The sequence below is a fragment of the Agromyces terreus genome (assembly GCF_009749465.1).
GTDB classification, from domain to species: Bacteria; Actinomycetota; Actinomycetes; order Actinomycetales; family Microbacteriaceae; genus Agromyces; species Agromyces terreus.
On sequence record NZ_WBIS01000003.1, the window covers coordinates 319214 to 333839 of the forward strand.

Below are 14626 nucleotides of genomic sequence, written 5' to 3' on the forward strand. Positions count from 1 at the left end.
GCCGCACTCTAGCCGTCACATTGCCGAAGACGCATACGCGCCCGCCGTATGATGGGGGTTCCGGCGACCAGAGGTGCACACCCGGCGCCCCACCCACCCCTTGGAGACCACGTGAGCTTGATCGTGCAGAAGTTCGGCGGGTCCTCCGTCGCCGACGCGGAGAGCATCAAGCGCGTGGCCAAGCGCATCGTCGAGACCCGCAAGGCGGGCAACGACGTGGTCGTCGCCGTCTCGGCGATGGGCGACACCACCGACGAACTGCTCGACCTCGCCAACGACGTCACGCCGATCCAGGCCCCGCGCGAGCTCGACATGCTGCTGTCGGCGGGCGAGCGCATCTCCATGGCGCTGCTCGCGATGGCCATCAAGAGCATGGGCCACGACGCGCGCTCGTTCACGGGCAGCCAGGCCGGCATGATCACGGATGCCACGCACGGCGCGGCGCGCATCGTCGACGTCACCCCGGTGCGACTGCGCGAGGCGCTCGACGACGGCGCCGTCGTCATCGTCGCGGGGTTCCAGGGCTTCAGCCGCGAGTCGCGCGACATCACCACCCTCGGCCGCGGCGGCAGCGACACCACGGCCGTCGCGCTCGCCGCGGCCCTGAACGCCGACGTCTGCGAGATCTACACCGACGTCGACGGCGTGTTCACCTCCGACCCGCGCATGGTCAAGCGGGCGCACAAGCTCGACCGCGTCACCAGCGAGGAGATGCTCGAGCTCGCGGCATCCGGTGCCAAGGTCCTGCACATCCGTGCCGTCGAGTACGCGCGTCGCCACGGCGTGACGTTGCACGTGCGGTCGTCGTTCAACAACAACGAGGGGACGATCGTCTACGACCCCTCGCGTCTTCCCGAAGGAGCAGCTGTGGAAGAGTCCGTCATCGCCGGAGTCGCGGTCGATCTGTCCGAGGCGAAGATCACGGTCGTCGGCGTGCCCGACAAGCCGGGCGTCGCGGCGAAGATCTTCAAGATCGTCGCGAACACCAACGCCAACGTCGACGTCATCGTGCAGAACGTGTCGGCGGCCACCACTGGGCGCACCGACATCTCGTTCACGCTGCCGAAGGCCGACGGCGAGCGGGCCCTGACGGCCCTCGCCAACGCGAAGGACTCGGTCGGGTTCGAGTCGCTGCAGTACGACGACCAGATCGGCAAGCTCTCGCTCGTCGGCAACGCGATGCGCAGCGCCTCGGGCGTCTCGGCGAAGCTCTTCGAGGCGCTCTACGACGCCGGCATCAACATCGAGATGATCTCCACGAGCGAGATCCGCATCTCCGTCGTGACGCGCGCCGACAGCGTCGCCGACGCCGCGCGCGCGGTGCACACGGCGTTCGACCTCGACTCCGACGTCGATGCGGTCGTGCACGGCGGCACCGGCCGCTGAGTCTCTGCCGCAAATCAGGACAAAGCTGCCAGAACAGGACGGTTCCTCGGATTCCGTCCTGATCCGGCGGCGTTGTCCTGCACACTGGAATGACGGCATCCGCCGGACGCACGGGCACGGCGCGAGCCGCGAGCCCGAAGAGATAGGGAAACGCATGGCACAGGGAGTGAACATCGGCGTCGTCGGCGCCACCGGTCAGGTCGGCGCGGTCGTGCGCAGGCTGCTCGAGGAACGCGACTTCCCGGTCGCCTCGATCCGGTACTTCGCCTCGGCCCGCTCGGCCGGTTCGACGCTGCCCTGGAAGGGCGAGGACATCGTCGTCGAGGACGCCTCGACGGCCGATCCGACGGGCCTCGACGTGGCGATCTTCTCGGCCGGCGCGACGCTCTCGAAGGCGCAGGCCCCCCGGTTCGCCGCGGCAGGCGTCACGGTGGTCGACAACTCGAGCGGCTGGCGCATGGACCCCGAGGTCCCGCTCGTCGTGAGCGAGGTCAACCCGCACGCGATCGACGAGGCCGTCAAGGGCATCATCGCGAACCCGAACTGCACCACCATGGCGGCGATGCCCGTGCTCAAGGTGCTGCACGACGAGGCGGGCCTCGAGCGCCTCATGATCTCGACGTACCAGGCGGTCTCGGGCGCCGGCCTCGCGGGCGGCGAGGAGCTGCTCGAGCAGGCGCGGGCCGCGGTCGCGCAGGACGCGATCGAGCTCGTGCACGACGGCCGCGCCGTCGAGTTCCCGGCCAACGAGAAGTTCCCGCGCACGATCGCCTTCGACGTGATCCCGCTCGCCGGCTCGATCGTCGACGACGGCGACGCCGAGACCGACGAGGAGAAGAAGCTCCGCAACGAGAGCCGCAAGATCCTCGAGCTGCCCGGCCTGCGGGTCGCGGGCACGTGCGTGCGCGTGCCGGTCTTCACGGGGCACTCGCTGTCGATCCACGCCGAGTTCGCGAACCCGATCACGCCCGAGCGTGCCACCGAGCTGCTTTCGGATGCCCCGGGCGTCGCGCTGTCCGACGTGCCCACGCCGCTGCAGGCCGCGGGCACCGACCCGAGCTACGTCGGGCGCATCCGCCAGGACCAGTCGGCCGCCGACGGCAAGGGCCTCGTGCTCTTCGTCTCGAACGACAACCTGCGCAAGGGCGCGGCGCTGAACGCCGTGCAGATCGCCGAGCTCATCGCCGCGAAGCTGCCCGCCGCCGTCTGATCGATCCGATGCTCGGCGTCCAGCCGATCCGAACGCCCGTCGGCCCCGAACCACCCGCATGAGCGGAACTCGGGGCGGGCGGGCGTTCGACGTCGCTGCGGCGGTGTCGGCCGGGCGCACGTCGATCGCCGGGCGCGCGGCGCGGCTCGTCGGCGTCGGCGTCGGCCTCGGGATGCTCGGGCTGCTCCTCGCGGGGTGCGCCGGCCCCGCGGCATCCGATCGCTCGGTGCCCTCCTTGCCGCCGGGTGCACCGATCGCCGCGTTCTACGGCGACTCGTACACGCTCGGCACGGGCGCGAGCTCGCCCGAACGCCGGTGGTCGTCGATCATCGCGGCCGATCGGGGGTGGGCGGAGTTCAACCCGAGCGTCAACGGGCTCGGATTCGTGAACAACCGCGGTGCCGGCTTCGGCGGGCCGGGCGTCGACCTCGTCGACGAGATCGTCGCGCTCGAACCGGCGCCCGACCTCGTGTTCGTCACCATGGGCCTGAACGACAACTTCTCGATGCCCGACCGCGCCGCCGACATCGAGGCGGCGATCGGCGCGGACCTCGGCCGCCTGGCCGACGAGCTGCCCGACGCGCGTCTCGTCGTCGTCGAGCCGTTCTGGTACACCGACGAGCGCCCCGACTCGGTCGAGCGGATCATCGGCTGGGTGCACGACGGCGCCGATGAGGTCGGCGCCGACTGGGTCGGCGGCGCCTCGCACTGGCTCGAGGGGCATCCCGAGTGGATGGCCGCCGACGGGCTGCATCCGAACGACGACGGCTACGCCGAGATGGCACGGCGCATGGACGCCGAGCTGCGCGACCTCGGGCTCTGAGCGCCGCGACGCCGTAGAAGGGTCCCGTTGCCGCTTCGTGATCTTCGTGATCTTGACGTTTCTGAGTTTTGTATACAGAATACGAGCGAAGCAATTCCCCGAACCCACCCGGTTCGGCCCTCCTGCAAAGACGAAAGAGGTGGCGGAATGCCCCGCGTGAACTCGAAGATGAGGCGTCTCCTGGCGATCGGTGCCGCAGCGGCAGTCGTCGCCGGCCTGGCGGCATGCAGCGGCGGGGGAGGTGCGAAGGACGAGAACACCGTCGTGTGGTCCACCTGGGGAACGGCCGAGGAGTTGACCCGCTACAAGGAGTTCAACGAGGAGTTCATGAAGCGCCACCCCGACATCACCGTCAAGCTGCAGCCCGTCGCCAGCTACGGCGACTACCACTCCAAGCTGCTCGCGCAGCTCACGAGCAACACCGCGCCCGACGTCTTCTACGTCGGCGACGACAAGATCGGCCAGTTCGTCGACTCCGGTCGCCTCATGCCGCTCAAGAGCCTGATGGAGTCGGATGACAGCCAGACGAAGCCCGACGACTTCTTCCCCGGCCTCTTCGGCGCGGCCGAGCAGGACGGCGAGTACTTCGCCGCCCCGAACGACTCCAACCCCGACGTGCTCTGGTACGACAAGCAGGCGCTCGCCGCGGCGGACATCACGGAGGACCCCGCGACCCTCGCCGAGAACGGCGAGTGGACGACCGACGTCTACCTCGAGATGAACGAGAAGCTCCACGACGCGGGCCTGACGGGTTCGATGTTCTGGAACTACTGGGCCACCCACTACAGCTGGCTCTCCGCGCAGGGCGCCCCCGCCCCGTACGACGAGTCCGGAGCGTTCGTCGCGAACACCGACCCGACGAGCGTCGCGGCGGTCGAGGAGCTCGGCGCGCAGTTCCAGGACGGCACCTTCGTCGTGGCGGACACGCTGCCCGACGGCGCCGGGGCCGACAGCCTCTTCGTGACGCACAAGGCCGGCTTCTTCGTGCAGGGCCGCTACACGATCGGCACCGTCGAATCGGCGGGCGAGCAGGACAGCTACGACATCGTGCGCTGGCCGACGCCCGACGGGCAGCCGGCGCCGACCGGCGTCGCGACGTCGTACCTCGCGATCAACGCGAAGACGGGCGCGGAGGACGCGGCGTTCACCTTCTGGACCGAGTTCCTCTCGGCCGAGGGGCAGACGTTCCGCCTCGAGGGCGGCGGCAACGCGGTTCCGTCGATCAAGGGCGCCGACGAGGTCGTGCTCGAGGGCGACTACCCCGCACACGCCCAGACGTTCCTCGACATGCGCGACATCGGCTTCGAGGACTACGCCCCCGAGGCGCGCGTGCCGAGCCTGTCGACCGACATCAGCGAGCTCTTCCTGAAGCTCTACGAGGGCAAGTCCGACGCGCAGGGCACGCTCGACGCGGTCGCCGACCTCGTCGCGGAGAAGTCGGGCGAGTAGCGTGAGCGGACTCGCCACCGGCGAGCGGATGTCGCAGGCAGCGTCTGCGGCATCCGCTCCGCCGCCCCGCCCGATGCGCGCCGAGGCCGCCTGGCGTCGTCGCGATCGGCGATGGGGCTACGTCTTCGTCGGGCCGCAGCTCTTCGGCATGCTGCTCTTCGTCGTGCTGCCCTTCGCGGCGAGCCTCGTGCTCGCCTTCGCGAGCTGGGACGGACTCGGCGACCTGACCTGGGTCGGCTTCGAGAACTTCACCGCCCAGCTCCAGGACGAGCTGCTCGGCCGGGCGATCCTGAACACGCTCATCATCGCGGTCGTGACCGTGCCGATCGGGCTCGGGCTCGCGGTCGTCATCGCCGTCGCGCTCGAACGGCTGAAGACCCGAACGCTGTACCTGATCCTCTTCTTCGCGCCGGTCGTGACCTCAACGGTCGCGGTGGCGATGATCTGGCAGCAGATGTTCCGCGCCGACGGGGTGCTCTCCACCGCGATCTCGAAGATCTTCGGCATCGCGCCGCCCGACTGGCTGCAGGACCCGAAGCTGGCCCTGCTCGCCGTCTGCATCGTGACGATCTGGTCGTCGGTCGGCCTGAACGTGGTCATCTTCCTGGCCGGGCTCCAGAACATCTCGCCCGCGGTCATCGAGGCCGCCCGCATCGACGGCGCCGGCGCCTGGCGTCTGTTCACCAGCATCCGACTGCCGCTGCTCTCGCCGATCGTGTTCTTCTCCTCGGTGGTCGCGTTCATCTCCTCGCTGCAGACGTTCGACACGGTGTACGTCCTCGTCTCGGGCGGCGGGCCCGACAACGCGACCCGCACGATCGTCTACCACATCTACGATCTCGGCTTCGGCCGGTTCGAGTTCGGACCGTCGAGCGCGGCGAGCGTGATCCTGCTCGTCATCACCCTGATCATCACGGCGGTCCAGTTCGGAGCCCAGAAGAAGTTCGTGCACTACGAGGACGACGCAGCATGACATTCGCCAATCCGAGGCTGACCGACGGCGTCCAGCCCGCGCCGACCGACTCGACCGTCGCGATCTCCGCGCCCGACCACCCGTACCGCCCCGGCACGCAGCGGAGCGGTCGCGGACGCCGCACGCTCGGCTCCGTGGCGCTGCACGCGCTGCTCGTCGTCGGCGGCATCGCGATGGTGTTCCCGTTCATCTGGATGCTCCTGACCTCGTTCAAGACGCTTCCGCAGCTGCTCCAGGATCCGCTCGCGTTCCTGCCGAAGCCGTGGACCCTCGACAACTACGTCGAGGCGTGGAACGCGGTGCCGTTCGGCCAGGCATACGTCAACAGCATCTACATCGCCGTGATCGTGGTGATCGGCACGCTGATCACGGCCTCGATGGCCGGGTACGCGTTCGCGCGCATCCCGTTCCGCGGCAGCCGGGTGCTGTTCATCGTGTTCCTCGCGACGCAGATGATCCCGGTGCAGGTGACGCTCATCCCGTTCTACCTGCTGATGACGCAGCTCGGCTGGGTGGACTCGCACCTCGCGCTCATCGTGCCGGGCCTGCTCGCGAACCCGTTCGCCGTGTTCCTCATGCGCCAGTTCGTGCTCGCGCTGCCGAAGGAGCTCGAGGAGGCGGCCCTGGTCGACGGCGCCGGCCGGTGGCGCATCTTCTGGAGCATCATCCTGCCGAACCTGAAGCCGGGGCTCGCCGCGCTCAGCATCATCGTCTCGCTGAGCGTGTGGAACGCGTTCCTGTTCCCGTTGGTGCTGCTGAACACGCCCGACCTGTTCACCGTGCCGCTGCTGCTGTCGAGCTTCCAGGGGCAGTTCGGCTCGATCAACTACGGCCTCGTCATGGCGGCCTCGGCGATCTCGACGATCCCGATGCTCGTCGTGTTCGTCATCGGTCAGCGCCGGATCCTCAACAGCATGGCCGCTTCGGGACTGGGGGGACGATGAGCCCGGATGCCGCGGAGCGGGCGTCGCTCGCAGCGCGCCACCTCGATCTCGTGCAGGCCCCGTTCACGCTGCCGCGTTCGCGCCTGCTCGTGTTCCGCGCCGATCGCGGCGACCTCACGGGCCCGGGCGCCGTCGACGGCGCGCCGCCGGCCACGGCGCTGCGGGTGCACACGTCGGAGTACGAGCGCGGCCTCGACGAGTGCCGCGTGCTCGACGAGCTCGTGGTGCGGGACGCCGCAGGAGCTCCGCTGCCCGTGACGGCGGTGCTGCCGCACGCGATCGAGTTCGGCGGGGGAGCGGCGAGCCTGTCGTTCGCCGGACCCACGGCGCTGAGCATCGGCGTCGAGCAGGTCGAGCACCTCGGCCACGACGAAGCGCTCGTCGTCGAATGGCGCACGCCCGACGGACGCGGGCACCGCGAACAGGTCGGGCCGGGAGCGGGGGTGCGTCTCGACGTGGCCGCCGACCGCGGCGTGCGGCACGCGGCATCCGCATCGCATGCGACCGACCTCGCCGCGACCGAGCGCATCTGGTTCGACTGGTTCGACCGCTGCCCGTCCGTGCGCGAGGATCTGCGGCAGATGGCCGCGTTCTGCTGGTGGGTGCTCGGTGCGAACATCGTCGAGCTGCCGGGGCTCGGCGGCGCTCGCGGGGTGGTGCCGTCCAAGATCGGCTACGTCGGCGTGTGGCAGTGGGACGCGTACTTCATCGCCCTCGGGCTGCGCCATGGAGACCCTGCGCTCGCGCGTGAACAGCTGGAGATCGCGTTCCGCTTCCCGGGCGAGGACGGACAGCTGCCCGATGTCGTGCACGAGCACGGGGTGCTCGCCTCGAGCGACGACCTGCCCGCGGCCGACCGCGACCGGCTGCGCCGCGCGGGTTCGCAGATCGCCGACCCGAACGCGCCGGTGCCGCTCACGAAACCGCCCCTCGCGGCCTGGGCGCTCGCGAAGGTGCTCGAGGTCGAGGACGCGCCCGACTGGGCGCGTGCGCAGCTCGCGACGATCCGCCGTTCGCAGGACTGGTGGTTCGCGGCATCCGACCTGGACGGCGACGGCATGCCCGAGTACGGCCATCCGTACTCCTCGGGTCTCGACGACAGCCCGATCTTCGACGGCCCGCTGCCGACGACCGCGCCCGACCTCGGGGCCTACCTCGTGCTCCAGGACCTCGAGCTCGCGCGCCTCGCCGAACGCTACGGGGCGGATGCCGCGGGCGACCCGGTCGCCCACCGCGAGCGCGCCGAGCGCACCCTCGCGTCGCTGCTCGCCCTGTGGAACGCGGATGCCGGCCGATTCGAGGCGCGGGCGGCGGGGGAGCGGGTCGCGAGCGACGCGATCGTCGGCTTCATGCCGATGCTCACCGGGGGTCTGCCGGGGCCCGTGCTCGACGCCCTGGTCGAGGCGCTCGCCGACCCCGCACGCTACGCACGCCCCTGGTCGGTGCCGACGGTCTCGGCCGCCGACCCCGACCATTCGTCGGAGCGCATGTGGCGCGGGCCCGTGTGGGTGAACACGAACGTGCTCGTCGCCGAGGGCCTGCGCGCCTCCGGACGCCAGGACCTCGCACGCGAACTCGAGGAGCGCACCGTCGCGCTCGTGGTGCACGGCGGCGGGCCGCACGAGTACTTCAACCCCGAGACGGGGTTGCGGGCCGGCTCGGCGACGACGGCGTTCGGCTGGTCGGCCGCGCTCTTCGTCGACCTCGCGGTGCGGCTCTCGTCGGCGCCCTGATCGCGGGCGCGGGCGCGGGCGGGGCGCGGGCGGGGGTCGGCCGAGCGGCGGACGCCCGGTCCGGCGCCGGACGCCCGGCCCGGCGCCGGACGCGCCTCAAGCCGTGAAGTACGGGCTCGACGCGTTGTCGAGGATGCGCCGCATGCCGTTCAGCCAGTTGGCCTTGAGGGCGACGATCGCGCCAGGGACGTCGCCCTCGACGAGGCATCGCGCGATGGCGGTGTGCTCGGCGGCGACGCGCTCGACCATGACGTCGTTCGGCACGAGCAGGGACTCGTAGCGGTGGAACGTGCCGCGCACGCTGTCGATGACGTCGACGAGGCGCCGGTTGGGGCACGCGGAGAGCATCAGCTCGTGCCATTCGTCGTCCTTCGTGACGACGAGGGCGTGCTCGACGACCTCCTGGTGGAACTCGCGCGAGAGGGTCGCGAGCTGCGCGCCGATGCGCTGGAGCTCGTCGACGGGGCTGAGCTCGAGGGCGAGGCTCTCGAGGGCTGCCATGACGGGGGCGAGGTCTTCGAACTCGCTCTTGCTGAGCGGCGCGAAGCGGAAGCCCTTGCCGTTCTCGCTCTCGATCTGGCCTTCGCTCTCGAGGGCGATGAGGGCCTCGCGCAGCGGGGTGCGGCTCACGCCGAGCTCGCCGGCGAGCTGAACCTCGTTGATGCCCTCGCCGGGCTGGACTGCGCCGGCGCGCATGCGCGCGAGCAGCTCTTCGCGGACCTGCGAGCGCAGGTTCTTGCGTTCGATCGCCATGTGGTCGCCCTCTCGGCCGTTCGGTCGGTCGCCGCAAGCCTAGGGTGTGCTCTCGGCTTGACCGGCTCGTGTTCTGGGTTTACGGTGTCTGTATACAGAATACATTCTGCAGCGCAGACTGTACATCCCACGCACTCAGAGAGGAGCAGGTGTGGCCGACGGAACTCCTCGGGCGATCCGCCTCGACGCCCTCGCCTACGGCGGCGACTACAACCCCGACCAGTGGCCCGAATCGGTGTGGCACGAAGACGCGCGACTGATGCGCGAGGCCGGCGTCAACATCGTGAGCCTGCCGGTCTTCTCGTGGCCGCAGCTCGAGACGGCGCCCGGCATCTTCGACTGGGACTGGCTCGATCGCGTCATCGACGTGCTGTGGGCAGCCGGCATCCGGGTCGACCTCGCGACCGCGACCGCGACGCCGCCCTCGTGGCTCGTCCGAAGCCACCCCGAGATGCTGCCGTGCACGGAAGACGGCCTCCGCCTCGAGTTCGGTTCGCGCCAGGCCTACTGCCCGAGCTCGCCCGTCTGGCGCGAGAACGTCGCACGGATGGCCCGCGCGATGGCCGAGCGGTACGGCGAGCACCCCGCCCTCGCGCTCTGGCACGTCTCGAACGAGTACGGCGACCACGTCTCGCGCTGCTGGTGCCCCGAGTCCTCGGCCCACTTCCGGCGCTGGCTCGAGGCGCGCTACGGCGACCTCGACGGACTCAACGCGGCCTGGGGCGTGAACGTGTGGGGGCAGCGGTACACCGACTGGTCGCACATCGAGGCGCCGCGCCGCTCGACCGGCCCCGTGAACCCGACGCAACTGCTCGACTTCGAGCGGTTCTCCTCCGACGCGATGCTCGAGCTCTTCCAGCTCGAGGTCGACGTGCTCCGAGCGGTCACGCCCGAGATCGCCGTCACCACGAACTTCATGAGCATCCTGCGCGACCTCGACTACTGGGACTTCGCCGCCGTCGAAGACCTCGTCACCGACGACGCGTACCCCGACCCGGCCGACCCGCTCGCGCACATTCCGGCCGCGCTGAACTACGGCTCCATGCGCTCGCTCAAGGGCGGGCGGCCCTGGCTCCTGCTCGAGCAGGCCCCGAGCGGCGTGAGCTGGCGCGAGGTCAACGTGCCCAAGGCGCCCGGGCAGATGCGCGTCGGCAGCCTCCAGGCCATCGCGCACGGCTCCGACGGGGCCATGTGCTTCCAGTGGCGGCAGGCGCGCTCCGGGCAGGAGAAGTTCCATTCGGCGATGCTCGGCCACCGTGGCGAGCGCTCGCGCACCTTCCATGAGGCGAAGGCCTTCGGCGCCGAGCTGTCACGGCTCGAACCGGTCAGGGGCACCCGCGTGCGGTCCCGCGTCGCGCTCGTCGTCGACTACGACTCGTGGTGGGGCTCGTCGGCCGCGGAGTCGCTGCCCTCGCAGCGGCTGAGCTGGCCGGCGCAGGCGCGCGCCTGGCACGCCGCGCTGCACGCGCTCGGCCACCCCGTCGACACCGTGCGCGCGATCGGACCGTTCGACGAGTACGACCTCGTCGTCGTGCCGAACCTCTACCTCGCCGATGACGCGCAGGCGGCGGCGCTCGCCGCCTTCGCCGACCGCGGCGGGCAGCTCGTGGTCGGCCCGTTCTCGGGCGTCGTCGACGCGACCGAGAAGGTGCACGACGGCGGCGCCCCCGGGCCGTTGCGCGGACTGCTCGGCGTCGAGGTCGACGAGCCGTGGCCCGTGCCCGACGGGCACGCCGAGCGCGTCGCATTCGAGGGGGCGGATGCCGCGGCCTTCGCGAACCCCGTCTGGGGCGAGTGGATCGAGGTCGCCGAGGGCGCAGAGGTGCTCGCACGATACGGCAGCGGCGAACTCGCCGGCCGTGCCGCGATCACGCGTCGCCCCGCGGCATCCGACGACGGCGCAGCCTGGTACGTGAGCGCGGTGCTCGAGCACGACGGTCTCGTCGCGCTGTTCCGCCGGGTGCTCGCGGCCGCGGGCCTGCCGGCTCGGGAGCGTCTCGACCTCGACCTCGAGGCCGTGACGCGCGCCGACGACACGACCGATTACACGTTCGTCCTGAACCACGGCCGGCGCGACATCACGGTCGACGTGCCGAAGGGCGCGCTCGACCTGCTCACGGGCGACCGCGCCGACCGCGCCCTCACGCTCGGGCGCTTCGGCGCCGCCGTGCTCGCGACGCCGCGTGCCGAGCACGCACCGTTCATCACCCTTTCCGCCACGACCGACTGAGGCCGCCATGACCAGACCCTTCGTCCATCCGTACATCCCCAACACCGCCCCCGAATCGAGGGCGGCGATGCTCGCCGCTGTCGGCGCAACATCCGTCGACGAGTTCTACGTCGACGTGCCCGCCGACCTGCGTCTGGACCGCCCGCTCGACCTGCCCGAACCGCTCACGGCCGAGCTCGACCTCGAACGCCACGTCGGCGGACTGCTCTCGCGCAACGTGTCGACCCGCACGCGGCTGAGCTTCCTCGGCGCGGGCACCTACCATCACCACGTGCCGGCCGTCGTCGACGAGATCATCAACCGCAGCGAGTTCCTCACGGCCTACGCGGGCGAGCCCTACGAGGACCACGGCCGGTTCCAGGCCCTGTTCGAGTACCAGTCGCTCATGGCCGAACTGCTCGCGATGGATGTCGTGAACGTGCCGACCTACGACGGCTACCAGGCCACCGCGACCGGCCTCGCGATGGCCGGGCGCATGACCGGCCGCCGGCGGGTGCTCGTCGCGAGCGACGTGCTGCCGGCGAAGGCGTCCAAGGTGCACGACTTCGTTCGCGGACACCTCGACCTCGAGATCGTGCCGACCATCGGAGGCACCGCGGATGCCGCGGCCGTCGCGTCCCTCCTCGCCGACGACGTCGCGGCGGTCTGGGTCGAGACCCCGAGCGCCACGGGCGCGGTCGAGGCACGCCTCCGCGAACTCGCCGACGCGGCGCACGCCGTCGGGGCGGTGCTCGTCGTCGGGACCGACCCGATCGGGTACGGCGTGCTCGTGCCGCCCGCCGAGCACGGCGCCGACATCGTCTGCGGCGACATCCAGTCGCTCGGACTGCACCAGTGGTTCGGCGGAGCGCATGGCGGATTCATCGCCGTGCACGACGACCCCCGGTTCATCATGGAGATGCCCTCGCGGCTGTTCGGGCTCGCCACTACTGACGTTCCCGGCGAGTACGGCTTCGGCGACGTCGCCTACGACCGGACCTCGTTCGCGCACCGCGAGGAGGGCAAGGAATGGGTCGGCACCGCCGCCGCCCTCTGGGGCATCGCCGCCGGCGTCTACCTGACCCTCATGGGGCCCGAGGGCATGCGCGAGCTCGGCGAGGTGCTGCTCGCCCGCACCGAGTACGCCCGGCGCGCGCTCGCCGCGATCCCGGGCGTCGAGCTCGGGGACGACGCGCTGCACCTGCGCGAGTTCACCGTCGACCTCGGCGGCACCGGCCGCACGGCGGGCGACGTCGTGCGCGACCTGCGCCTCGTGGGCATCGAGCCCGGTGTGCCGCTCGACGAGCGCACCCTCCTCGTCTGCGTGACCGAGATGACGTCGCAGCGAGACATCGACCGGCTCGCCGAGTCCCTCGCCGCGGCCGTCGGGGCGAGCCCCGCGGCATCCGACCTCGCCGGCGCCGACGTGCCCGCGGCATCCGACCCCGCCCCTACTCTCGAGGAGCAGAGCGCATGAGCCTCCCCGTCGCCCCCAAGCCCGCCGTCCGGCGCTTCCACCAGGCCAGCTGGGACGAACCGATCGTGTTCGAGCTGACCACGCCCGGCGAACGCGGCGTGCTCGTGACCCCGGTCGAGTCGAGGGTGCTCGGGGCCGTCGGCGACGTCGTCGCCGCCCTGCCGGAGCACCTGCGCCGCGCGACCCCGCCCGCGCTGCCCGAGATGGGCCAGATGCGGGTGCTGAAGCACTATCTCCGGCTCTCGCAGGAGAACCTCGGCGCCGACCTCAACGTCGACATCGGTCAGGGCACCTGCACGATGAAATACGCGCCGAAGGTCAACGAGCGGCTCGTCAACACGCCGACGCTCACGGCCCTGCACCCGCTGCAGGACCCCGCCGACGTGCAGGGCGTGCTCGAGATCGTCTGGCGCACCGAACGGATGCTCGCCGAGATCTCGGGCATGGACGAGGTCTCGCTGCACACGCAGGGCGGGTCGGCGGCGATCTGGTCGAACATCGCGATGATCCGGGCCTACCACGAGGCGAACGGCGAGGCCGAGCAGCGCCGCGAGGTCATCACGACGATCTTCAGCCACCCGTCGAACGCGGCGGCGGCGAAGGCGGCCGGCTACGACGTCGTCACCCTGTACCCCGACGCCGACGGCTACCCCGACCTCGACGCGCTGAAAGCCGCCCTGTCACCGCGGACGGCGGCGATCATGGTGACGAACCCGGAGGACACCGGCATCTACAACCCGGCGATCCGGGAATGGGTCGACGCCGCCCACGCGGTCGGCGCCCTCGCCTCGTACGACCAGGCGAACGCCAACGGCATCCTCGGCATCACGAGGGCGCGCGACGCGGGCTTCGACGTCTGCCACTTCAACCTGCACAAGACCTTCGGCACCCCGCACGGATGCGGCGGACCGGGCGCCGGCGCCAACGCCGTGAGCTCTGCACTGGCGCCCTTCCTGCCCGGCCCTCGCGTGATGCGCGACGGCGAGCGATTCACCGTGGAGCAGGCCGGGTCGCGTTCGATCGGATCGGTCGCGCCCTTCTTCGGGGTCGTGCCCAACATCGTCCGCGCCTACGCCTGGATGATGGCGCTCGGCGCCGAGGGCCTCCGCGCCGTGGCCGAGACCGCGGTGCTGAACAACAACTACCTCATGAAGCGCATCCTCGAGATCCCGGGCGCCTCCGCGCCGTACGCGGTTGGGCGGCGCCGGATCGAGCAGGTGCGCTATTCGTGGCAGGACCTGTTCGAGGAGACGGGCATCAGCTCGGAGGAGATCGGGGTGCGGGCCGCGGACTTCGGCATGCACTACTGGACCAGCCACCACCCGTACATCGTGCCGCAGCCGTTCACGCTCGAGCCCACCGAGTCGTACTCGATGGCCGAGCTCGACGAGTACGCGGCCGTGCTGGCCGAGATCGCGCGCGAGGCTCGAGAGGAGCCCGAGGTCGTGCGCACCGCGCCGCACCGTCAGACCGTGCACCACACGCACCACGACGACCTCGACGACCCCGAGCGCTGGGCGATCACCTGGCGCGCCTACCGTCGCAAGTACTTCGCCGGGCGCCCGGCGGGCGCGCCCGCCGCGGCCGACACCGCGGAGGCGGCGGCCTGAGCATGCTCGGCCTCATCGTGAACCCGGTCGCCGGGGTCGGCGGGCCCGCGGGCCTCGCC

At 70.9% G+C, this 14626-nt stretch carries 11 protein-coding genes; 10 read left to right on the forward strand and 1 reads right to left on the reverse strand.

Translation table 11 applies throughout. The features are described from left to right. Positions 1-111: 111 nt before the first annotated feature. The 7 genes from GQQ92_RS10090 (at position 112) to GQQ92_RS10120 (ending at position 8518) form a co-directional block, all read left to right on the forward strand. Positions 112-1386, forward strand: a complete 1275-nt coding sequence (locus GQQ92_RS10090; RefSeq protein WP_156999110.1) for an aspartate kinase — start codon at positions 112-114, stop codon at positions 1384-1386. 154 nt (positions 1387-1540) lie between these two features. Further along, the gene (locus GQQ92_RS10095; RefSeq protein ID WP_156999111.1) at positions 1541-2596 is read left to right on the forward strand and encodes an aspartate-semialdehyde dehydrogenase; all 1056 of its coding nucleotides are present in this window, start codon (positions 1541-1543) and stop codon (positions 2594-2596) included. Between the two features lie 58 nt (positions 2597-2654). Next, the gene (locus tag GQQ92_RS10100; protein ID WP_232057622.1) at positions 2655-3419 is read left to right on the forward strand and encodes an SGNH/GDSL hydrolase family protein; all 765 of its coding nucleotides are present in this window, start codon (positions 2655-2657) and stop codon (positions 3417-3419) included. A 156-nt stretch (positions 3420-3575) separates the two neighbouring features. Then, entirely contained in the window at positions 3576-4868 is a 1293-nt protein-coding gene (locus GQQ92_RS10105) for an ABC transporter substrate-binding protein (protein ID WP_372493347.1), read from the forward strand. A 1-nt stretch (position 4869) separates the two neighbouring features. Beyond that, complete coding sequence (locus tag GQQ92_RS10110; protein WP_232057623.1) at positions 4870-5841, forward strand: carbohydrate ABC transporter permease; 972 nt, start codon at positions 4870-4872, stop codon at positions 5839-5841. Further along, positions 5838-6785: a carbohydrate ABC transporter permease gene (locus tag GQQ92_RS10115; protein ID WP_156999113.1), complete on the forward strand. Its 948-nt coding sequence runs from the start codon at positions 5838-5840 to the stop codon at positions 6783-6785. The genes GQQ92_RS10110 and GQQ92_RS10115 overlap by 4 nt, the downstream gene beginning before the upstream one ends. Then, the gene (locus GQQ92_RS10120; protein WP_156999114.1) at positions 6782-8518 is read left to right on the forward strand and encodes an amylo-alpha-1,6-glucosidase; all 1737 of its coding nucleotides are present in this window, start codon (positions 6782-6784) and stop codon (positions 8516-8518) included. Before GQQ92_RS10115 ends, GQQ92_RS10120 begins: the two co-directional genes overlap by 4 nt. A gap of 96 nt (positions 8519-8614) precedes the next feature. Here the strand turns inward: GQQ92_RS10120 and GQQ92_RS10125 are convergent, their stop codons facing one another. Then, entirely contained in the window at positions 8615-9271 is a 657-nt protein-coding gene (locus GQQ92_RS10125; RefSeq protein WP_156999115.1) for a GntR family transcriptional regulator, read from the reverse strand. 151 nt (positions 9272-9422) lie between these two features. Between GQQ92_RS10125 and GQQ92_RS10130 the strand changes: the two genes are divergently transcribed. From GQQ92_RS10130 to gcvPB, 3 genes are read left to right on the forward strand one after another with little or no spacing between them, the layout of a single operon-like run. Further along, a complete protein-coding gene (locus GQQ92_RS10130) occupies positions 9423-11501 on the forward strand; it encodes a beta-galactosidase (protein WP_232057624.1) in 2079 nt (692 codons plus the stop codon). A 7-nt stretch (positions 11502-11508) separates the two neighbouring features. Beyond that, positions 11509-12957 carry an aminomethyl-transferring glycine dehydrogenase subunit GcvPA gene (gene gcvPA / locus GQQ92_RS10135; protein WP_156999116.1) on the forward strand — a complete coding sequence of 483 codons (1449 nt, stop codon included), beginning with the start codon at positions 11509-11511 and terminating at the stop codon, positions 12955-12957. Further along, a complete protein-coding gene (gene gcvPB, locus GQQ92_RS10140) occupies positions 12954-14567 on the forward strand; it encodes an aminomethyl-transferring glycine dehydrogenase subunit GcvPB (RefSeq protein ID WP_156999117.1) in 1614 nt (537 codons plus the stop codon). The genes gcvPA and gcvPB overlap by 4 nt, the downstream gene beginning before the upstream one ends. Positions 14568-14626 lie beyond the last annotated feature (59 nt).